This is a genomic window from Arthrobacter sp. zg-Y20 (genome assembly GCF_030142075.1).
Classification (GTDB): Bacteria; Actinomycetota; Actinomycetes; order Actinomycetales; family Micrococcaceae; genus Arthrobacter_B.
In genome coordinates this window covers 510,282-530,631 of record NZ_CP126241.1, presented here as the reverse complement: position 1 = coordinate 530,631, position 20,350 = coordinate 510,282, and the positions used below count along the sequence as shown (strand labels likewise).

Genomic DNA, 20,350 nt, shown 5'->3' with positions numbered 1-20,350 from the left:
GGCCCTGCGGCGAGGCCCGGCGGCGGGCTAGAGGACCGGCGTGGGCGACGGCCCGCCGTCGAGCCAGCCGATAGGCAGGCCCAGCGAGTTGACGGACTGGGGAGTCCCGGTGGTGTCGATGCCCTCGACGGCGGCGGCGTCCACCACCACCGCGGAGCGCACCGCGCCCACCCAGGCGGCGGTGTCTTCGGGCTTGCGGCCGGCGTCCACGGCCACCCAAACCTGGTCAGCGGCGAGAGCGGAAATCAGCGTGGAGTGCCGGCCCATCTCGGTTCCGGAGCGACCCAGCCCGTAGGCGAGGAAAATGGCGTGCCCGGCCATGACACCGGCGGCCCTCGCCGTGGCTACCGCCCGGCGGTCCGCCGCCCGGCCCACCCCGTCCGTCTCCAGCACACCGGCTACCCGGACCGCAGCCGCTCCGCTGCCGGCCAGATCCGCCATTGACCGGCAGACCTCCAGGGCTTCATCGCCCAGGCCGACCACCATGACAAGGTCCCCGGCGCCGCCGAGCGGCGCCGGGGGCAGTGAGGTGCGCTGGACCGGTTCCAGCGCCATGCCCGGCTGCTGGTTCCCCTGGAGCTGGCCGGCCTGCAGCTGGTTCAGCTGGATCCGGTTCAGGGGTACGGGAGCCGGCGGCTGGGCCGGGGCGAATGCGGCAGGTGCCTGCACCGGGGCCCCGGTGCTGGCGGCAAGGGTGTCCATCAGCTCGGCGAAGGCATGCGATCCGGTGGAAACGGACGGAGCAGCGGGTGCGGCCGGGTGCAGGGTGGATTCGGCCCGGTCCGCTTCTTCGAGCAGCGCCGAAAGGCCGGCGCGTTCCGACGACGCACGGCTGGGCAGGTCCGGCTCGACGGCGGCGCGGCGCCTGCCGCTGGGCGGCAGCTCCACCGTCACCTCATAGTGCTGGCGGGAGAGGAACCCGCCGATCCCGCCCACGGTGACCTTCTCGGCGGCGATAATCCTCGCCCGCGGCCCATGCTCGGCAAACACCTGGGCTTTCAGGGCGTCAAGCGACGTCCCTTCAAGCTGAAATCGTCTCGGTTCCACGCACCACCCCTACAGTCTCGATACTGACATTACCCGCTGTCGCTTCCTGGTAGGACAGTACCGGCAGTCCGCCCGCCTGCGCCGACACCAGCCGGCGGATAGCGGGGCGCAGTGCCGGGGCGCAGACCAGCACCGCATTGAAGCCGGCATTTTCGGCTCCGGCGACGGCGTTCCGCAGCGAGGCCAGCACGGTTTCGATCCGGGCGGGGTCGAGCAGGATCTGGCTGCCCTGGTCCGAGGGACGCAGCGCTTCGAGCATGGACTGTTCCAGAGACGGGTCAATCATGATGACCCGCAGGACGTTGTCGGCAACATACTGGGCGGCCAGGGCCGGGCCCAGTGCCGTGCGGGCCGTTTCGATCAGGCCCTCCGGGTCCGAGGAGACCTTCGCGCGCAGCAGCAGGGACTCATAGATCCGGGGCAGGTCATTGATGGGGATTTGCTCGGCCAGCAGGCCCTGGAGCACCCGCTGCACTTCCGCCAGGGACAGCACCCCGGGCACCAGTTCATCCACGGCCGAGGGGTTCACCTGTTTCACCCCTTCGGTCAGCACCCGCACGTCCTCGCGGGTCAGCAGCCGGGCGGCGTTGGCGGTGATCACCGCGGAGAGGTGCGTCACAAGCACGGATACCCGGTCGATAACAGTGGCACCGGCCATTTCCGCGGCATGCTGCATTTCCGCGGGAACCCACTTTCCGGCCAGCCCGAACACGGGTTCCACGGTGGCGGTGCCGGGCAGCCCGTCCAGGTAGTCGCCCAAGGCCAGGATCTTGCCGGAGGGCGCCTCCCCGCGGCCTGCTTCCACTCCGGCAATCCGGATGACGTAGGTGGACAGCGGCAGGTCCACGCTGTCGCGGGTGCGGACCGGCGGCACCACAATGCCCAGGTCCATGGCGATCTTGCGGCGCAGCGCCCGGACCCGGGCCAGCAGGTCATCGGAGCCGCCGGTGACAATGTCCACCAGGTCCGGAGCGAGCATGATCTCCAGGGCGTGCACCCGCATCTGCTCAATCAGGTCTTCGGTGGTCTCCGAGGCGGCCGGTGCATCCAGGGCGGCCTGGGTGCTGGCCTTCTCCGCCTCCGCCGCCGCTTCCTGTTTCTTGATCCGCTGCGACGCGAAGATCAGCAGCGCGCCGATGACAATAAACGGCATCTTGGGCATGCCCGGGATCAAGGCCATCACAATGGCCGCGCCGCCTGCGACCATCAGGGCGTTCCGGGACTGGCTCAGCTGCGCCCCCGCGGTGCTGCCCATATCGGCTTCGGCATTGGAGCGGGTCACGATCATGCCGGTGGAGACGGCCATCAGCAGCGCGGGGATCTGGGTGACCAGCCCGTCGCCGATGGTCAGCAGGCTGTAGGTGTTGACGGCTTCGCCAACGGACATACTGCGCTGGAGCATCCCGATGGCGATGCCGCCGATGATGTTGATGATGATGATGATCAGGCCGGCAATGGCGTCGCCCTTGACGAACTTGGAGGCACCGTCCATGGCGCCGTAGAAGTCGGCTTCGGCGGATACCTCGGCACGGCGTTCCCGTGCCTGGGTGTCGGTGATCAGGCCGGCATTCAGGTCCGCGTCAATGGCCATCTGCTTGCCGGGCATGGCATCGAGGGTGAACCGCGCCCCTACCTCGGCCACGCGCTCGGCACCCTTGGTGACCACCACGAACTGGATGACCACCAGGATCAGGAAGATCACCGCGCCGATGATCAAGGACCCGTTCACTGCCACGTGCCCGAAGGCTTCAATGACCTGCCCGGCATATCCCTCGCCCAGCACCAGGCGCGTGGAGGCCACGTTCAGTCCCAGCCGGAACAGCGTGGCAACCAGCAGCAGGGACGGGAACACCGAGAAGTCCAGCGGCTTGCGCACGAACATGGTGGTCAGCAGGATCACCAGGGCCAGCAGGATGTTGATGATGATCAGCACGTCCAGCAGCGCCGCAGGGATGGGGACCACCAGCAGCAGGATGATGCCGATGACGCCTACGGGGACGGCGAGTTTCAAGAGGTTGCGGTTGCGTTTCACTGCGCGGCCTTACGGTGTTGTGGGGTGGTCACGGGTAGGGGCGGCACGGCCGCCATGGTGTGCATTCCGGCAGCGGATCCGCGCCGCTTCAGGGACATAACGAAGGCCAGCACGCGGGCGACGGCGTTGTAGAGTTCCGCCGGGATTTCGGCGTTCAGTTCGCACGCGCTGTGCAGGGCACGCGCCAGCGGAATGTCGGACACCATGGGGACGCCCTTTTTTTCGGCTTCCTCACGGATCCGGGCGGCAATCACACCGGCGCCCTTGGCCACGACCCGGGGCGCGGATTTGCCCGGCTCGTATTTCAGGGCCACGGCCACGTGCGTGGGGTTCACCAGGACGACGTCGGCGTCCCCCACGGCAGCCATCATGCGGTTCCTGCTCATGGCCAGCTGCCGGGAACGGCGCTGGGACTTGACCAGCGGGTCACCTTCGCTGTTCTTGTTCTCGTCCTTGACTTCCTTCTTGGTCATGCGGGTGCGTTTCCGGTTGCGCTTCATCACCACGAAGATGTCCGCCGCGGCGAGGATCAGGCCCGCGGCCACCGCCGCCTGCAGCAGCAGGGCGGTGCCGCCGCCGGCTGCTTCCAGGACGGCGGACACGGGCAGCCCGCCGGCCGACATCAGCACCGGCATCATCTGCTGGATTACCGCATACAGGACCAGGCCCACCACCGCTGTTTTCGCAAGCGACTTCACGCCGTTCCAGAGCGCCTGGGTGCCGAAAACGCGTTTGACCCCGGCAAGCACATTGAACTGTTCGAATTTGCCCTTGAACTTCTTGATATGGATGCCGCCCTGCATGGCGGCGGTGAGCAGTACCGCCCCGGCCACTACCCCCAGCAACGGGCCGAGGATATAGGCCATGCTGCCGAGCCCGTCATTCATCAGGGTCACGGCCACCTGGGGATCCGGGTTCGCGATGATGGTGGAGACGCCGGTCAGCACCTCCCCGGCTGCCTCGGAGCCGCGGGAAATGGTGAACGGCATCATCAGGGCCGCCATGCCTACCCCCACCCATGCGGTGAGGTCTTCGGATTTGGAGAGCTGGCCCTTGGACCGGACTTCCTTCATCCGTTTCTCGGTGGCCTGTTCGGTCCGTTCGCCTGTGGGCTGTTCCGGCATTTATCCCACCCCCGTCACGGCACGCACAATGGTGGACACCATTGAGGAAACAATGCGCGGCAGGGCCAGGAAAACCATCGAGGCCAGGGTCAGCGTCAGCAGGATCTTCAGCGGGAAGCCCAGGGCGAACGCGTTCAGCGCCGGGGCCACGCGGGTGAGCAGGCCAAGCCCGGCGTCGGCCAGGAACAGCACCACCAGCAGCGGCCCGGCGATCTGCACCGAAGCAAGGAACATCTGGGACACGGACGTGGCCAGGGCAGAGACCGGCTCGGCCAGGTCCACTCCCCCGGCCAGCGGCAGGGCGGTGAAACTGCGCAGCAGCCCGCCGATGATCAGCTGGTAGCCGTCAGAGGCGAACAGCAGCGCCAGGGCGGTGATCTGGAAAATGCGGGTGAATTGGGCACCGTTGACCATGGATTGCGGGTCAAAGGCCTGGGCCAGCTGGAAACCGCCGAAGGTGTCGATCAGGTTGCCGGCGGACTGCACGGCGGAAAACACCACCATGACCAGGAAGCCCAGCAGCGCCCCCACCAGCAGTTCCAGCACCAGCGCCATGAAAAACGCTCCGGTGTCCAGCGCGCTGTACCCCTGGCTGAGCTGCGGGGCCACGGCCAAGGCCAGGCCCAGGCCGATCATGGCCTTCACGCGTGCGGGGAAGGCGTTGTAGGAAAACGGCGGAGCGATGACCAGGAAGGCCACCATCCGGACCGAGGCCAGCAGGAACGCCTCGATCCAGTCCTGGTCAAGGGGAATGTTCATCTAGCCGCCGCCGAGAAGGGACGGAATCCTTGAAAACATTTCGTGCGTGAAGGCCACTATTTCGGAGATCATCCAGTGTCCACAGACCAGCAGGGCTATGGCCACGGCGATGGCCTTGGGCACGAAGGAAAGCGTCACTTCCTGGATCTGGGTAATGGACTGCAGCAGCGAAATCGCGAAACCGACCACCAGCGCCGTGATCAGCACCGGTGCGGACAGCTTGGCCGCCACCCAGAGGCCCTGCATGGCGATGTCCAGGACGGCATTTGTATCCACTAGGTGCCGCCCTGGTAACTGTTGATCAGGGAGGTAATGATCAGGCCCCAGCCGTCCACGAGGATGAACAGCAGGATCTTGAACGGCAGGGAAATCATCACGGGGGGAAGCATCATCATGCCCATGGACATCAGCGCGGCGGAGACCACCAGGTCAATGACCAGGAACGGCACGAAGATCACGAAACCGATGATGAACGCAGCCCGCAGCTCCGAGATCATAAACGCCGGAATCAGGGTAGTCAGCGGCACGGATTCGGGGCTCTCGGGGTTTTCCTGCCCCGCGGCGCGGGTCATCAGGGCAATGTCCTCTTCGCGCGTGTGCGCGAGCATGAACTGCTGCAGCGGCCCGGAACCGGTGTCGATGGCGGTGTCGAAGTTGATGGAGCCGTCCAAATAGGGCTGGACGGCAATCGTGTTGATCTCGCTGATGACCGGGGCCATGATGAACAGCGACAGGAACAGGGCCAGCCCGGCGAGCACCTGGTTGGGCGGGATTGACGGCAGTGACAGGGCGTTGCGCGTCATCGCCAGCACCACGAAGATCTTGGTGAAGGACGTAAGCATCAGCAGCAGCGACGGTGCCACGGAGAGCAGCGTGATGCCGATCAGCGTGGTCACGGCCGTGGAGGGCGCGCCGTCCTGGCCGTTGATGTCGATGCTCAGCCCGCCGCCGTCGTCGGGCTCGGCGGGAGCCCCCGGAGCCGTGGGCGCCACGGGCGGCACCGGGTCAAAGGTGGTCGCGTGGCCGGCGGCAGCGCTGAGCAGCAGCAGGGCAGCCACGGCCAAAAGGAGTGCGGCGGCCAGGCCCAGGGCATTGCGGGTGCGGCGCACGGCGACGGCGGTGCTCATCCTTTGCGCCCCTGGCGCAGGAAGTTTCCGGTCTGGCGCCAGGTCTCCGGCGACAGGATGGAACCGCCCAGGACGGACTTGGCCGGCACCGGTTCGGTCAGGGGCAGGGCGTGGGCTGCGCGGTGCGCGCGCCGGGTGGGCGCCGCAGCGGCGTCCGCGGTGCCGTCCCCTGCGGCCTGCAGGGAAGCTGCAAACTCGGCGTCCGGCGCGGCGTCCGCTGTTTCCGGTTCAGGCGGAAGGTCCGAGGTGTGCAGCACATTGACCGCACCTTCGGTGACTCCCAGGAGGAAACGCTGCCCGCCGGTTTCCACCACAACCACGGAGGCCTTGGGAGTTATGGGCTGCCGGCTGACCACCCGGATCGGGACCTGCTCGCCGCGGTCAGTGCCGGCGACCTTGCTGAAACGCCGCTGCAGCCACCACAGCAGGCCCAGCACGGCGCCGAGCGAAACCAGGACACGCAGTCCCAGAAACAGGGTGTCCACTAATTAAGCCCCTCAACCACGTCCAGGATCTTGGTGATGCGCACGGCGTAGTCCTGGTCGATAACCACCACTTCACCGTTGGCAATGAGCCGTCCGTTGAGCAGGATGTCAGCGGGCGCTCCTGCGGAACGGTCCAGTTCCACCACGCGGCCGGGTTCGAGGTTCAGCACGTCGCGGACGGACATACGCGTGTGTCCGATCTCCACGGTCAGCGCCATCTCGATGTTGTTGATGCGGCCCATTTTGCCGACGATCGAATCGTCCGCGGAACCGCCGTGCACAGACGGGGTGTCCCGCAGCCTGATGGCAAACCAGCCGGCCGTGCCTTCAGCGGAACGGAGCTCGAACACCACGCTGGCGGGATCGGCGAACAGTGCGGACGCGTCTTCGGTGCGGGCCTCGCCCAGGACGCCGACGCCGAGGGTGGCGCTGGCGGCTTCGAGCGACGGGCGCAGGACGTCCGCGGCGGATACCAGCGGCGAGTCGGTGCCGGCGATGGCGGACAGCGGCGATGAGCTCGCCAGGACCACTGCCAGGTCGGCGGATTCGGCGCCCACGAAGGAGGCGGTTACCGCGGCAGCGGTTTCCGACGCCGGCACCCCCGCACCGTTGTGGGCAATAGGTTCCAGGACAAGCGGGGTGGGCAGGCCGCGCACCAGGGCGGAAACGGCGTCCGCGTGCAGGCTGTGGGGGCTGGTCATAACTACTTCTCCTCGATACTGACGATGCTGCCGGCAAGGCGGGACCCGCTGGCTCCTACGGCGGCCTGGGCCAGGGTCTGACCGTCAACGGTGACGTTCAGCGGACGGTGGCGGGGGTGGCCAAGATTCAGGACGTCCCCCACGGCCAGGCGAAGGACCATGGCGGGTTTCACCACGATGGGTTCCAGCTGCAGGCAGACCTTCACCGGCACGTGCGTCAGCTGCCGCTGGATAAGTTCGGCGGGGCTGGCGTGGGTGGACTGGGCGCCCAGCGGATCCAGCTGGGGCAGCAGGGCCGCTGCCGGTATGGCGACGGTAGCCGGCGCAGTGGTTTCGCCGACCACCATTTCGAAGGTCGCGACGATCATCGGGTCACCGGAGGCGGCCGCCTGCGCGAACTGGGAGTTGTACTGCACGGATGCCAGCGTCAGCGGAGACGTAAGCAGGTGGCCCAGGGAATAGTGCAGGTCCTCGACGGCGTCGTCCATGATCTTGCCCAGCAGGGCCTGTTCAATGTGGGTGAACTTGCGTTCGGGTGCGGACTGGAACCCGGTGCCGCCGAGCATGTGCCCCACCCAGGACAGTGCGGCGTCCATGGGGAACTGGATAACGGCCTTGGCCGAGGTAGCGGCCATGTTGAACAGCACCATGCCGGTGTTGTCCGGCAGGGACGCGGCGTATTCGTCGTAGCTGAGGACCTGGACCTGCTCGGAGGTAACCTGCGAGAGCACCCGCACCTTGGCAGTGAGCTGGGTTCCCCACTGGCGGGCGAACGTATCGAACGCCATTTCCAGTACCCGCGCATGTTCGCGGGCCAACGTAGTGGGCCTGCTGAAGTCGTAAACCTCTACCGGTTTGGCTTTAGCGGGCGTGCTTATAGGAGGTGATTCTTGGACCGTCACATCCGGGACTATCGGCAGCGCAGGCCCGCGCGTAAGGGACGCGGTCAGCTGCCCGCCGCAGCTTGCTGTTCGGCCACGATTCCGGGGATCAACGATCTCACGTCCTCGCTCTGTCCGGACAGGACCACAATGTCCACCCGCCGGTTGCGGGCCAGCTCCTCAGTTGTGGTGCCCGGGGTCAAAGGACGGGATTCGCCGTAGCCCACGGCCTTGATCTGGCCCTGGACCACGCCGCCCTTGGCCACGAGGTAACGGAGCACGTTGACGGAGCGCGAGGAAGACAGTTCCCAGTCCAGGGCGTCGGAAGCGAACTGCCGGACCTGGGCGGTGTGCCCCTCAACGGATACCTGGTAGGTGGTGGGTGCCAGCGCCGGGCCCACGGTGTCCAGCACCTGCGCGGCGGCTTCGGTGAGGTCCGCCAGATCCGGGGCGAAGAACATTTCGGAGCTGACCAGGCGGATGGTCAGGCCCCGCTCATCCATTTCAAACCGGACGGCGTCTTCGAGGCCTTTTTCCTGCAACCCGGCATAGATGGCGTCCTGCAGCGCCGTGAGGTCGTCCACTTCCTTGGCGGCCAGGGCGGCGTCGGGCTCAATGATTTCCTCATTGTCCACTTTGTCCGGCGGCACAATGATGCCGACGGCGGTGTCCACCGTATTGGTTTCCGTGGCACCGAATCCGGTGGCCAGGGATTCCTTGAGCTGATCGAACTTCTCCTGGTCCACGCTGGACATGGCAAAGAGGACGATGAACATACACATCAGCACGGTGACCATGTCCATGTAGGAGGCCATCCAGCGTTCGTCCGGGTGGCTCTCCTCCTCGACCTTCGGCTTGCGCCGCTTGCTGGCACTCACGCTGCGTCCTGGACCTTCTCGGCCTTCTCCGCCTTGTCGGCCTTGGTGCCCAGCGCGTGCGCGGGAACCATGGCCCGCAGGCGTTCGCCCAGCAGGCGGGGCTGGCTGCCGGCCTGGAGGGCCAGAACACCTTCCATCAGCAGGGTCATTTCTTCGGCTTCAAGATCTGCGAGGCGCTTGAGCCGGGAGCTGATCGGCAGCCAAATGAAGTTGGCCGAGAGCAGGCCCCACAGGGTCGCGACAAAGGCCGTGGCAATCATCGGGCCCAAGTGGTCCGGAGTGGAGAGGTTTTCCAGCACGTGGGTCAGGGACACCACTGTGCCGATGATGCCCACCGTCGGCGCGTAGCCGCCCAGGCTGTTGAAGAACTTGACCGGGATCTTGTCGCTGGCCGTCTTGGTGGCCACTTCGTCTTCGAGCAGCATCCGCAGTTCGTCGCCGTCAGTGCCGTCGGCGATGTTCTGCAGCGCGGTGCGCAGGAACGGGTCCTCCACTTCGGCAGCGTCCTGTTCCAGGGACAGCAGGCCCTCACTGCGTGCCTTCTCGGCCAGCAGGACCACACGGTCAATGGTTTCCTGCGGCTGCGGGGTTTTGCCCATGAAGGCCCGGGGCAGGGCCTTGAATGCAATGAGGAAGTCCTTGAGCGTTCCGCCCGCCAGGCCCACGGCGATGGTGGCGCCGAAGACAAGGATCATTGGTGCCGGCAACAGAAGCGCGCCAACATGCGCGCCTTCGAGGGTGATCATGGCGTAGAGCGAGCCGAAGGCTAGCACCAGGCCGATTATTGTTGCTGGATCCATTAGTTGTTCCTAGGGCGAAGGGGCACGGTCTTGCTGGGGGTCGGGACACCGGACGGTTCCGCGGAAAAGACTTCGGGCACTAGCCCCAACCCGGGTCTTTCACGGACCGGTGCAGGGGTGTCCCGCGCCATGGAAATCACCAGGGCCCGGTAGGCGGCGATCCGGTCGATCACTTCCTGCATGCTCTCGGTCACGATGTACTTCGAGCCGTCCACCATCACCAGCGTTGTGTCCGGGTTGGCGTGGATCCGCTCGATCAGATCAGGGTTGATCGCAAACTGGGCGTCGTTCAGACGCGTGAGTACAATCATTGCCCTGCCCTGGTTCGTTCCACGGGACTCCGATAAGCCCTCACCCCTACTTTCGGCCGGTGCGCCCGGATTGTAAGGAAGACCGCTGTTTCACGCATCACGCCCGGATCGCAGCGCCTTAAAAGCAGAACGGCCCCGGCTGCCGTGCAGCGGGGCCGTTCTGCGTGAAACTTCGGTTAGCGCTTCAGGTTGGTCAGTTCCTGCAGCACTTCATCCGAGGTGGTGATGATGCGGGCGTTGGCCTGGAAGCCGCGCTGGGCCACGATCAGGTTGGTGAATTCCTGGGAGAGGTCCACGTTGGACATTTCCAGGGAACCGGCAATCGCGTTGCCCATGCCGGGGTCGCCGGGGCCGCCCAGGACGGGGTTGCCCGAGTTCACCGTGGCGGTGAAACCGGAGTTGCCGGCCTTTTCCAGGCCAGCCGGGTTGGTGAAGGTGGCAACGGCAATACGCGCCAGTGCCTGCTTGGCCCCGTTGGTGAAGGAACCGATCAGCGTGCCGTCCTTGGCGATGGAGAAGGACTCCAGGGTGCCGGCGGCGCGCCCGTCCTGGCCGGTGACCGACGCGGTGCTGACGCCGGCATAGCTGGACAGGCCGGTCAGGTCCACCGTCGCGCCGCCCACGGTAATGGAGGCCGCGCTCCCGGCCACCTGCTTGCCGTCGGTGAAGTTCAGGTTCGCTGATTCAGGGGTTGAACCCGGCGCGGAGACGGACCAGCCTCCGGCGGTGCGGGTGAAGGTCAGCGGGATCACGCTGGCGACGCCGTTGTTGTTGTACACCGTCATGTCGCGGACGATCGTGCCTGCCGGCACCGGCGGCGTAGCAGCTGCGTCCCCGGCGGTGGTCTCAGAGGGAAGGTTTCCGCCCATGGTGACGTTCCCGGTGGCCTTGGCGGGGGAAATGGCGCCTTCCGGCAGGGTGACGTTGCCAACCGCACCGCCGGTGTTGATGACTCCGTCAACACCGGTCCAGCCCTGGACAATCTTGCCGTCCGTGGTGACCAGGCGGCCGGAGGCGTCGACGTCGAAAGCGCCGGCGCGGGTGTAGGTGGTCTGGTCGCCCTGCTTGGTGACGAAGTAGCCGTCGCCGGAAATCATCAGGTCGGTAGCACGCCCGGTGGACTGGGCCGAGCCCTGGGTGAAGTTGGTGGTGATACCTGAAACCAGCACGCCCAGGCCTACCTGGGCCGGGTTGGAGCCGCCGTTGTTGGCGCCCGGGGCTGTGGCGCCCTGGGTCAGCTGGGAGAGGGTGTCCTGGAACTGGACGGCCGTGGCCTTGTAGCCCGAGGTGTTGACGTTGGCAATGTTGTTGCCGGTGACGTCGAGCATGGTCTGGTGTGAACGGAGTCCGGAGATACCGGAGTAAAGAGAGCGAAGCATGGCATGCGCCTTTCAGCTTGGGTGATGCAGAGGGAAGGTTAGGCAGAGACTGGTGTTGTTGCGGAAGCAGGAGCCGGCGCAGCGGTATCCGGTGCGGCCGCTGTTGCGGAGACGACGCCGGAGATCCGGTCGAGCAGGACATCCTTGCCGTTGATGTTGACGGTCGGAACGCCGGCCGCATAGGAAACCGAGCTGGCTGTTCCGGTGACGGGCTTGCCGGCGTCGTCGGTGTAGGTGACGGTCTGGCCGATCAGTGCGGCGGCCGCGATGCGCATCTGGAGGGAGAAGTTCTCTTCATCCATCTTCGCCATGGAGGTGAGCTGTTCCATGGAGGCCAGCTGGGTGGTCTGGGCGATCATTTCGTTGGTGTCCATGGGTGAACTGGGGTCCTGGTTGCGCAGCTGGGTCACCAGCAGATGCATAAAGACCTCGCTGTCCATGGATTGTTTGGGTGCGCGGGTGGCTTCGGCGGCGGTATCAGTACCGCGTGTTGCCACTACTGCTTCGATGGGCACGGGGGTCTCCTTTTCTAGGCCAGGAAGTCGATGGTTGAGGCCGGTCCGGGAAGTCCGGGACGGTAAGTGCGTGGGCGTGCGTCATCCGCGGCAGGGCGCCGGGCTTCAGCGTTGGCATCGGCGGAAGCTCCGGGTTGGGTTTCCCCGTCGCGGCGGCCGGCAGTTCCGTCCCCTGCGCCCTCGCCCGGGGTGCCGGAAGAGGAAAGGGACAGGTTGGCGTTCATGCCCGAACCGGCCAGGTCCCGGCGCAGGTCCGTCATCAGGGTCCGCAGCGCGTCACGTCCGGCTTCCGACGGGGCAAAAAGTTCAATCCGGACACCGTCCGCGCCCACATGGGCACGCACCGTGACCGGTCCCAAATTGTCCGGCGTGACGCTGAGCGTCATGACGTGTTCTCCCTGCGGTGCCGCGGCCAAGCTGAACAGCGGCTGGGCCACCTGGGTCAGCAGCGGGGTTGCGGCGGGCGCGGGCGGCGCGGCGGATGCATGCACCGGAAGTGAGGCGATGGGAGCGGACGGCGACGGCAGTGCGGGGGCAGCGACCGGGCCCACGGCGGGAGCCGCGGTATCCGGTACGGCCGCCGCAGCGTCTGCGGTCCCGGTGGCCGGAACCGCCGCGGCAGCCGCGCCAGCCAGGAGCGGAGCCCCAGTTCCAGCAGCCGCGTCGGCGACGGAAACAGTATCGGCCGGGGCCTGCCCTGCTGCCGGAGCAGCCGCCGGGCTCCCAGCCGCCGGTATCCCGGAAAGGGAGGTGCCGGAAACGGGCGGAACGGAAACGGGTTCCGCAGCAACGGAGGCAGCGGCGCCTTCCGCGGCTCCTGCTGCCGCCGGGTGCGCGGATGCTGCCGTTGCGGACGCCTGGCTGCCCTGCGTGGGAGCAGCGGACATGCCGGAGCCTGCCGCGCCGCGGAAAGCGCCGGCAACGGAGGCCTGCATGGCTGTAGCAGCTGCGGGCACGGCAACGGAGGGGGCTGCACCGGGGGAAACTGCTGCGGCCGCCGGCCCGGCCGGTGCCGAAGTTGCTGCTGCCGCACTGCCGATGCCGCCGGCAGGGCCGGAGGTTGACGCCGGCATCGCTGCACCGGAAGCGCTCCCGGCGGCTGCGGATCCGCCCGAAAGCGTTGTTCCGGCCAGATTTGCGAAGGTTGCTGCCGGGGAAGCCGGAGCTGCAACCGGGACCGGCAGGGGTGCAGTCCCTGCCGTGGCCGCCGCCGAATCGGGATTGAGGACAGGGGTGTCCGGGGTGTCGCCGCCGGTTGCCGGCTTTTCGGCCGGCAGGGCCCAGGTTGTATCTCCCGTTGTGTTTCCGGTTTCTACCTGTGTTCCCCGCTGTGCTTCCAACTGGGCGGCTTCCAACTGTGCTTCCAACTGGGCTCCCGGCTGGTCGGCCGGGGCGCTCTTCCGGGCGGTACCAGGCGCTGCCGTCTGGGCCGACGCCGCCACGGCGTCCTCCAGGGAGGAGCCAAAGGATGCACCGGCGTCGGGCCGTGATGCACCGGCCTGCGGCGCTCCGGACGGAGCGGTCCGTGTAGCGGGTGCGGGGGCGGCGGGCCGCGGCATCCCGGTGGTCACGCTCATGCTGCGGATCCCATCAGGGCAGACTGCGCGGCCCGGGCGGAGGCCACCAGGTCGGTTACTGTCGAGGCGTCCATGGCTCCGGCCGTTCCCGAAGTTCCGGCGGCCGCGGCGGGCAGGATGCGGCGGATGGTGGTCAGGTTCGCGTCGGTTTCCCACGCATCGCGGATGGCAATGGTCTGGCCCGGTTGCGGGGCGTCCACTGCCTTTCCGTTGCCGAGATAGATGGCCACGTGGCCGCCGTCGTGGCTGAAGAGCAGGTCCCCGGCCTGTGCCTGTGCCAGGGACGCCACCTCGGTGCCGGAGCTCATCTGGTCCCAGGTCACCCGCGGCAGGGTGTAGCCCAGGTCCTTGTAGACGTTCTGCACAAAGGACGAGCAGTCCAGGCCCTGCGCCGGGTCGTTGCCGCCCCAGACGTAGGGCAGGCCCAGGTACTTCTGGACGGCGTCGAGCACCTTGCCGTCGGCAGGCGCACCGGTTCCGGTGGAGGCAGCGGCGGTCAGTGAGGACAGCGTAGAGGCGAACTCCGCGCCGGAACCTGCCACGGAGGAAGCCGAAGCGGAGGCAGCCTTCTTCACATCCGCGGTGCCGGAGAGCTGGGTCAGCGTGCTCCGGATTTCATCGATCCGCCCCAGGGCGTCGGTCATGCTCATCAGTTGGCTTCCTTCTGCCGGCGGTGCCAGGCGGAGCCGGCAAGTTCGTCCAGGATGTTTTGTTCGGTGCGCAGGTCCTCGGCGGCTTCGGCCGCGGCGTACTTGCCTTCCAGCTTCTCCAGCCCCACGGAGCGGGCCCGGGCGGCGGAGAATTCGGCGCGGGCCGCTTCCACTTCCGCGGTGCGACGGGCGCCCAGCGCGTTCAGGTCCGCCAGCATACTCCGGGACGAGGCCCGGGCGGCGGCAATGGCGATGAGGGTGGCTGAGTCCATGGCCTGGCTGTTGCTGGATTCCAGGGCACTGTAGGCCTCGGTGCGGGCCTGTACCGTTTCCTTCTCGCGGACGTTGGCGGCCGCCAGTTCACCGGCTGCGCGTTCCTGCTGCATTTGGCGCAGGCGAAGCAGGCCGGCCAGGGGAAAGGTGCGGGGCATCAGGACACCCCCAGCATTCGGGTCAGGTTGTTCAACTGCGCCCAGGCGGTTTCGGCCGGGGTCTGCTCGTCCATGCGCTGCTGCAGGAAGGCGTTGATGGCGTCTTCGTTGGTCACGGCAGCGTCCACCAGCGGATTGGAACCGCGCTGGTAGGCGCCGACGTCGAGCAGGTCCTGGGCGGCCCGGCGGGCTGCCATTACCCGGCGCAGCGTGGACGCGGCGTCGCTGCGTTCGCGCGGGTTGACCCGGGAGGCCACCCGCGAAATCGAGGCCAGGGCGTCGATGGACGGGAAGTGGCCGGATACGGCCAGCTTGCGGTCCAGCACCACGTGGCCGTCCAGGATGGACCGGGCGCTGTCGGCAATGGGTTCGTTGTGGTCGTCGCCGTCCACCAGCACCGTGTACATGCCGGTGACCGAGCCGTGTTCGCCGGTGCCGGCCCGCTCAAGCAGCTGTGCCAACAGGGAGAAGGTGGAGGGCGGGTAACCCCGGGTGGCGGGCGGTTCGCCTACGGACAAACCAATTTCACGCTGTGCCATGGCCACCCGGGTCAGTGAATCCATCATCAGCATCACGTGGGCGCCGCGGTCGCGGAAGGACTCGGCAATTCGGGTGGCCACGAAGGCGGCGCGCAGCCTCATCAGGGCGGGCTCGTCCGACGTCGAAACCACCACGATGGACCGGGCCAGGCCTTCAGCACCCAGGTCGTCTTCGAGGAATTCGCGCACTTCGCGGCCGCGCTCCCCCACCAGGGCAATCACGGACACTTCGGCGTCGGTGCCGCGGGCAATCATGGACAGCAGCGAGGATTTGCCCACACCGGAACCGGCGAACAAGCCCATGCGCTGGCCGCGGCCCACGGTGGTGAGGGTATCCAGGGCACGCACGCCCAGCTGCAGTGGAGTGTCAATGCGGGTGCGCAGCATCGCGGACGGGGTTTCGTGGTCAAGCGGCACCAGGGCCTCAATGTCCAGCGGTCCCTTGCCGTCGATCGGCCGGCCCAGCCCGTCCAGCACGCGGCCGAACAGTCCGGCTCCGGTGGGTACCAGCAGCGGCGTGCCCTTGGACCGGGCGGGTGTGCCGGCGGTCAGGCCGGTAAGCCGGCCAAAGGGCATGCAGCGGATGCCGTCGCGGGTGGCAGCCACTACCTCCGCGTCAATGGCAGCGCCGGGGTGCCCGATGGAAACCAGGTCCCCCACGCCGCAGTCCAGGCCGGCAATTTCCACGCTGAGGCCGAGCACGGAGGAAACCCGGCCCACCCGCTGGGGTGCGGCTTCGCGGAGGGCGGCGGCGAACCCCGCGGGGCGCGGGCGCCAGGCGGTGGCCGTCATGACCTGTCCTCAAGCAGGGCGGCGCGGGCGCGTTCGACGGCGCTGCTCAGCGAAGCGTCCAGATAGCCGTCAGGGAATTCAGTAACCGCGTCGCCGCGCGGCAGGCTTGGGTCGCCCACAAAGTCGACGCGGGCGCGGCGCAGGGTGTCTTCATCCAGTGCCGCCAGGTCCACCGGGTGCATCCGGACCCGCTGCACCAGGTCGGTGTCCACCCCTTCCAGGGCGCGGGCCAGGGCAGACCGGGCGGAGGCGTCGTCGTCGGCCAGTTCCCGGCGCAGCAGGGCTTCAGCCAGGTCCATCGCGGCAGCGGCCAGCGTGTCCTGCATCTCGGCCATCAGGGCCACGGTGCGGCCTTCGAGGCTGAATACCGCGGCGTTGAGCGCGGCGAGGCTGCGGTTCACGCGTTCCTGGCCGTGGCGCATTTCATCCTCGTACTGCTCCTGCAGGGTGCGGCGCAGCAGTTCGGTATCGGCGGCCGCCGCCCGCAGGCCTGCGGCGTAACCGGCAGCGTGGCCGCGTGCCTCCACCTGGGCGTTGAGCTGGGCTTCGTCGGCGGCGCCCAGCGCGGTGTAGACCAGGCGGGAGAAGGTCTCAGTAGACATATTCTTCCTCGTCCGCGTGGTGTACCTCGATGATGCCCTGGGCTTCCATTTCGCGGATGGCCCGGACAATGTTGGCGCGGGCCTCCTCCACCTGCGAGAGGCGGGCGGGGCCGGACACCTTGATTTCGTCGTCGAGCAGTTCCCGGTTGCGTTCGGACACGTTGGTGCGGATCGCATCCAGCACCGGCTCGGTGGCGCCCTTCATGGCCAGGGCCAGGGTGCCCACATCGATTCCGCGCAGCACCAGCTGCACGTCGCGGCGCTCGAGCTTGACCAGGTCGGCGAAGGTGAGCATGCGGGAGCGTACTTCCTCGGCCAAGTCCGGATCACGTTCCTCGAGGGATTCGAGCAGCGCGCGTTCGGTGACGGCGTCGGAGCGGTTGATGATGTCCACCAGCGGCTGGATGCCGCCGATCGCATCGGTGGCTTCGCGGGCGGCGCCCAGGGCGGAGGCCCGGGCGCGCAGGGTTTCGGCCACCACGCGTACGGCTTCGGGGGTTGCCCGGGCCATGGTGGCAATGGCCTGCGCCACGTCGGTGCGCAGGTCCTGGTTCAATCCGGTGAGGACCGCCGAGGCACGCTGGGGGCGCATGTGCGCCAGGACCAGGGCAATGGTCTGCGGCAGTTCACCGTCCAGGAGGGAGATCACCTGGTTCGGTTCGGCGCTCTCCAGGAATTCGAAGGATTTGCCGGCCATGGAGGAGGCCAGGCGCTCCATGACGCCGGAGGCACGCTCGACACCGAAGGAGGCTTCCAGCAGGCCCATGGCGACGTCGCGGCCGCCGTGGGCGCGGCGCCTGCCTTCAACGGTCATGTCATAGAACTCGTTGATGGCGTCTTCGGCCACGGACGCATCCACCCGGCGGAGCCGGACGATCTCCGCGGCAATGGACTGGGCCTCGGCTTCGGTGAACTGCTGCATCACGACGGCGGCGCGCGAGGTTTCCATCTGCATCAGGACAATGGCGGCCTTCTGGGTGCCGGTCAGTTCGCCCTTTGCCGGTACGTCATCCGGGACAGCCAGGCCGAGCCCCAGCCCGGCCGGGGCGGTAGCTAGTTCGGTCATGACCGGCTGTCCTCCATGAGGTTGCGCAGGTAGTCTGCGGTGCGTACCGGATCCTGCGCGGCGAGGGCGTCGAGTTCGGCGCGCTTACGGTCCTGGCCAACGGCTGCGGCAACAATCTGCATGGAGGCGGTGTCCGTGGGAAGGGGTTCCGGTTCCAGCATGGCCAGGCTGGTGGCCGGGGCCAGCGGATCCAGTTCGGGCAGCTCGCCCAGGTCCACGGCTTCGCGGTTCTGGCGGCGGGAGCGCATGGCGTAGGCCACCAGGGCCAGGATGATCACCAGGACGATGCCGGCCACGATAATACCCATCCGCAGCATTTCGGCGCGGCGTTCAGCCTCGTCGGCTGCTTCCGCTTCGGCCAGTGCGTCTTTGGCACTCGTGGCGCCGTCAGCGTTGAAGGACACCATTTCCACCGTGATTTCATCCCCGCGTTCGGTGTTGATGCCAGCGGCGGTGGAAACCAGGGCTTCCAGGTCCGCAACGTTTAGTCCGGCGGCGGCCTGGGTATTCAGGGCCACCGAGACGGTCTGCCGGTTCAGGGACCCTGCCGGGATGTCCCGGGTTTCGGTCACCTTGTTCACGGCGTTGTTCTTGGTGCTCGTTTCGGATTTGAAGGATCCGTCGTCGTTGGTGCCGTTGGGCACAGCGATGTTGTCCGGACCCAGGACCCCTGCGGCGGTACCGCCGTTGGCGCCGGTGTATTCCTCGGTGCTGGTGGATTCATTCAGCGCCGGGGTGTCCTGCGGTGCGGTGAAGGACTCTTCCACCCGGTTGGCGGATTCGTAGTTCATGTCCGCAGCCACTGCCACGGTGGCGTTGCCGGGGCCTACTACCCGGTCCAGCATGGTCTGCACCGAGGAGGTCACACGCTCTTCGTAGTCGGTGGCCTGTTTATCGGCGGAGCCGGTGGCGCCCACGCCAACTGCGGAGAGCACGGTGCCGCTGGCGTCGATTACGGCAACGTCGGTGGACTGCATGCCGTCAACCGAGGCTGAGGTCAGGTGCACAATGGCTGAGACCTGGTCTGCGCTGAGGGTGGTGCCCTTGGCGGTTTCCACAAAAACGGAGGCGGTGGGGTCGGATTTCTCCGACACAAAAACGGTGTCTTCGGGGATGGCGAGCTGCACGGAGGCGTTCTTCACGCCGTCGATGGCGCCCACCGTTTTGGCGATTTCGCCTTCCAGGGCCCGTTTGTAGGTGACGGACTGCTGGAATTCGGAGGAGGTGACCCCCATCTCATCCAGCAGGGAGTACCCGCCGGTGGATTCGGAGGGCAGGCCTGCACCGGCAGCCTTGAGCCGCTGGTCGTAGACGTTTTCTTCCGGAACCATGATGGTGCCGCCGCCGTCCGCTACTTCATACGGAACACCGTCCGTCTTGAGCTGCTCCACAATGCTGTTCGCGTCTTCGGCTTGCAGCCCGGAGAACAGGGGCGTGTAGGACGGTTTGGTCATCCAGGAGGCAAGCATGGCTATCCCGAGGGCCAATACGGCAATCCCAATGATGGCAATGGTTTTCTGGGCGAGGGTGAACTCGCGGAGGGTGGTGCCGATCCGGCCCGCCATCGCATTCATAGCCGGGGGCATCAGGCCTGCATCCGCATGATCTCGTTGAACGCGTCAACGCCCTTGTTGCGTACCGCGGCAACAAGTTCCAGCGTGAGGGAGGCGCGGGTGGAGGCGATGGTGGCGGCGTGGATGTCATCCAGGTCTCCGGTCACGGCCTGTACTGCCAGGGTCTTGGACGTGGACTGCAGTTCGGTGACGTTGTCCACGGCCCCGGTGAGGGACGTGCCGAAGGCCGAGCCGTCCGTGGAGACTGCCGGGGTGGCCGCCTCAATGTACGCCGTGGGCGTGGTGCCGCTGACGGCGGCGATGGCGGGAACGGGCATTAGGAGCGTCCAATCTGCAGTGCTGCTTCATACGTGCTCTTCGCACGGTCAACCACGGCGGCGTTGGCTTCGTAGCCGCGTTGGGCAAGGATCAGGTTGCCCATCTGTTCCGACAGGTCGATATCGGGGTACCGGACGTAGCCTTCGGCGTCGGCCAGGGCGTGGTCCGGCTGGTAGACCATCCGGCCTTCGGCGTCGCCGTACTGGACACCGGAGACGTAGACGCCGGTGCCTTCCGCGCCTTCCTGCGCCACAACGTAGCGGGCTTGGAAGGCCGCGCCGTCGGTGCTGGAGACGTTGTTGGCGTTGGCCAAGTTGTCGGAGACTGCGTCCAGCCATTTGCGGTGTGTGGTCAGTCCGGTGGCGGCAATGCCGATGGCATCAAAAGTCATTAGTTGGTCCTCATGGCCGTGCGGAGGGAGCTGGCTTCTCCGCCAACAGCCTGGGTGGCGAACTGGTAGCGCAGCACAGTGTCAATGTTGGACAGGGTTTCCGTGTCCAGGTTGACGTTGCTGCCGTCCAGGCGGGTGGGTTCCAGGGAGCGCGCGGTGGTGGCGGCGGCCGCTCCGTTGCCGGCTTTCACTGATTTAGCGAGGGCGTCTTCGAAGCTGACGCGCTGGGCCTTGTAGCCGGGGGTATTCACATTCGCGATGTTGTTCGCGATGGCCCGCTGACGGAGGGCAAGGCCATCCAAGGCACTTTGCAGCGCAATGGAGGAAACGGAATCGAACACGGTGGGACCCAGTTCTCGCTAAAGGGACGG

Annotated in this window: 24 protein-coding genes; all 24 read right to left on the bottom strand. The window is 67.0% G+C overall.

All coding sequences use genetic code 11. From position 1 onward, the window contains the following. Positions 1-27: 27 nt before the first annotated feature. Entirely contained in the window at positions 28-1,047 is a 1,020-nt protein-coding gene (locus tag QNO06_RS02705; RefSeq protein ID WP_227913309.1) for a hypothetical protein, read from the bottom strand. Further along, the gene (locus tag QNO06_RS02700) at positions 1,022-3,079 is read right to left on the bottom strand and encodes a flagellar biosynthesis protein FlhA (RefSeq protein ID WP_227913306.1); all 2,058 of its coding nucleotides are present in this window, start codon (positions 3,077-3,079) and stop codon (positions 1,022-1,024) included. Before QNO06_RS02700 ends, QNO06_RS02705 begins: the two co-directional genes overlap by 26 nt. Further along, positions 3,076-4,203: an EscU/YscU/HrcU family type III secretion system export apparatus switch protein gene (locus tag QNO06_RS02695; protein WP_227913304.1), complete on the bottom strand. Its 1,128-nt coding sequence runs from the start codon at positions 4,201-4,203 to the stop codon at positions 3,076-3,078. Before QNO06_RS02695 ends, QNO06_RS02700 begins: the two co-directional genes overlap by 4 nt. After that, positions 4,204-4,962: a flagellar biosynthetic protein FliR gene (locus tag QNO06_RS02690; RefSeq protein ID WP_227913302.1), complete on the bottom strand. Its 759-nt coding sequence runs from the start codon at positions 4,960-4,962 to the stop codon at positions 4,204-4,206. Then, a complete protein-coding gene (fliQ, locus tag QNO06_RS02685) occupies positions 4,963-5,238 on the bottom strand; it encodes a flagellar biosynthesis protein FliQ (RefSeq protein ID WP_227913300.1) in 276 nt (91 codons plus the stop codon). Next, entirely contained in the window at positions 5,238-6,089 is an 852-nt protein-coding gene (gene fliP / locus QNO06_RS02680) for a flagellar type III secretion system pore protein FliP (RefSeq protein WP_269437409.1), read from the bottom strand. The genes fliQ and fliP overlap by 1 nt, the downstream gene beginning before the upstream one ends. Then, the gene (locus tag QNO06_RS02675; protein WP_227913298.1) at positions 6,086-6,574 is read right to left on the bottom strand and encodes a FliO/MopB family protein; all 489 of its coding nucleotides are present in this window, start codon (positions 6,572-6,574) and stop codon (positions 6,086-6,088) included. Before QNO06_RS02675 ends, fliP begins: the two co-directional genes overlap by 4 nt. After that, positions 6,574-7,275 carry a flagellar motor switch protein FliN gene (gene fliN / locus QNO06_RS02670; RefSeq protein WP_227913296.1) on the bottom strand — a complete coding sequence of 234 codons (702 nt, stop codon included), beginning with the start codon at positions 7,273-7,275 and terminating at the stop codon, positions 6,574-6,576. Before fliN ends, QNO06_RS02675 begins: the two co-directional genes overlap by 1 nt. 2 nt (positions 7,276-7,277) lie before the next feature. Next, positions 7,278-8,177, bottom strand: coding sequence for a flagellar motor switch protein FliM (locus QNO06_RS02665; RefSeq protein ID WP_227913294.1), 900 nt, complete (start codon positions 8,175-8,177; stop codon positions 7,278-7,280). A gap of 44 nt (positions 8,178-8,221) precedes the next feature. Then, positions 8,222-9,034, bottom strand: coding sequence for an OmpA/MotB family protein (locus QNO06_RS02660; protein ID WP_227913292.1), 813 nt, complete (start codon positions 9,032-9,034; stop codon positions 8,222-8,224). Next, the gene (locus QNO06_RS02655) at positions 9,031-9,834 is read right to left on the bottom strand and encodes a motility protein A (protein WP_227913291.1); all 804 of its coding nucleotides are present in this window, start codon (positions 9,832-9,834) and stop codon (positions 9,031-9,033) included. Before QNO06_RS02655 ends, QNO06_RS02660 begins: the two co-directional genes overlap by 4 nt. Continuing rightward, positions 9,834-10,145: a flagellar FlbD family protein gene (locus tag QNO06_RS02650; protein WP_227913290.1), complete on the bottom strand. Its 312-nt coding sequence runs from the start codon at positions 10,143-10,145 to the stop codon at positions 9,834-9,836. The genes QNO06_RS02655 and QNO06_RS02650 overlap by 1 nt, the downstream gene beginning before the upstream one ends. 176 nt (positions 10,146-10,321) lie before the next feature. After that, positions 10,322-11,524: a flagellar hook protein FlgE gene (locus tag QNO06_RS02645; protein WP_227913289.1), complete on the bottom strand. Its 1,203-nt coding sequence runs from the start codon at positions 11,522-11,524 to the stop codon at positions 10,322-10,324. A 38-nt stretch (positions 11,525-11,562) separates the two neighbouring features. After that, a complete protein-coding gene (locus QNO06_RS02640) occupies positions 11,563-12,039 on the bottom strand; it encodes a flagellar hook assembly protein FlgD (protein WP_227913288.1) in 477 nt (158 codons plus the stop codon). A gap of 14 nt (positions 12,040-12,053) precedes the next feature. After that, a complete protein-coding gene (locus tag QNO06_RS02635) occupies positions 12,054-13,616 on the bottom strand; it encodes a flagellar hook-length control protein FliK (RefSeq protein ID WP_227913285.1) in 1,563 nt (520 codons plus the stop codon). Then, entirely contained in the window at positions 13,613-14,266 is a 654-nt protein-coding gene (locus QNO06_RS02630) for a C40 family peptidase (protein ID WP_227913284.1), read from the bottom strand. Before QNO06_RS02630 ends, QNO06_RS02635 begins: the two co-directional genes overlap by 4 nt. Then, positions 14,266-14,697 (bottom strand): flagellar export protein FliJ, encoded by a 432-nt coding sequence (locus QNO06_RS02625; RefSeq protein ID WP_227913283.1) that lies wholly within the window; start codon positions 14,695-14,697, stop codon positions 14,266-14,268. The genes QNO06_RS02630 and QNO06_RS02625 overlap by 1 nt, the downstream gene beginning before the upstream one ends. Next, the gene (locus tag QNO06_RS02620) at positions 14,697-16,028 is read right to left on the bottom strand and encodes a FliI/YscN family ATPase (RefSeq protein WP_227913282.1); all 1,332 of its coding nucleotides are present in this window, start codon (positions 16,026-16,028) and stop codon (positions 14,697-14,699) included. Before QNO06_RS02620 ends, QNO06_RS02625 begins: the two co-directional genes overlap by 1 nt. Beyond that, positions 16,025-16,630 carry a FliH/SctL family protein gene (locus tag QNO06_RS02615; RefSeq protein WP_227913281.1) on the bottom strand — a complete coding sequence of 202 codons (606 nt, stop codon included), beginning with the start codon at positions 16,628-16,630 and terminating at the stop codon, positions 16,025-16,027. Before QNO06_RS02615 ends, QNO06_RS02620 begins: the two co-directional genes overlap by 4 nt. Beyond that, a complete protein-coding gene (fliG, locus tag QNO06_RS02610) occupies positions 16,620-17,696 on the bottom strand; it encodes a flagellar motor switch protein FliG (RefSeq protein ID WP_227913276.1) in 1,077 nt (358 codons plus the stop codon). The genes QNO06_RS02615 and fliG overlap by 11 nt, the downstream gene beginning before the upstream one ends. Next, entirely contained in the window at positions 17,693-19,282 is a 1,590-nt protein-coding gene (gene fliF / locus QNO06_RS02605) for a flagellar basal-body MS-ring/collar protein FliF (RefSeq protein WP_227913275.1), read from the bottom strand. The genes fliG and fliF overlap by 4 nt, the downstream gene beginning before the upstream one ends. Then, positions 19,282-19,587, bottom strand: a complete 306-nt coding sequence (gene fliE / locus QNO06_RS02600) for a flagellar hook-basal body complex protein FliE (RefSeq protein ID WP_227913273.1) — start codon at positions 19,585-19,587, stop codon at positions 19,282-19,284. The genes fliF and fliE overlap by 1 nt, the downstream gene beginning before the upstream one ends. Beyond that, positions 19,587-19,979 carry a flagellar basal body rod protein FlgC gene (gene flgC, locus QNO06_RS02595; RefSeq protein WP_227913272.1) on the bottom strand — a complete coding sequence of 131 codons (393 nt, stop codon included), beginning with the start codon at positions 19,977-19,979 and terminating at the stop codon, positions 19,587-19,589. Before flgC ends, fliE begins: the two co-directional genes overlap by 1 nt. Further along, positions 19,979-20,320 (bottom strand): flagellar basal body rod protein FlgB, encoded by a 342-nt coding sequence (locus QNO06_RS02590; protein ID WP_227913271.1) that lies wholly within the window; start codon positions 20,318-20,320, stop codon positions 19,979-19,981. Before QNO06_RS02590 ends, flgC begins: the two co-directional genes overlap by 1 nt. Positions 20,321-20,350 lie beyond the last annotated feature (30 nt).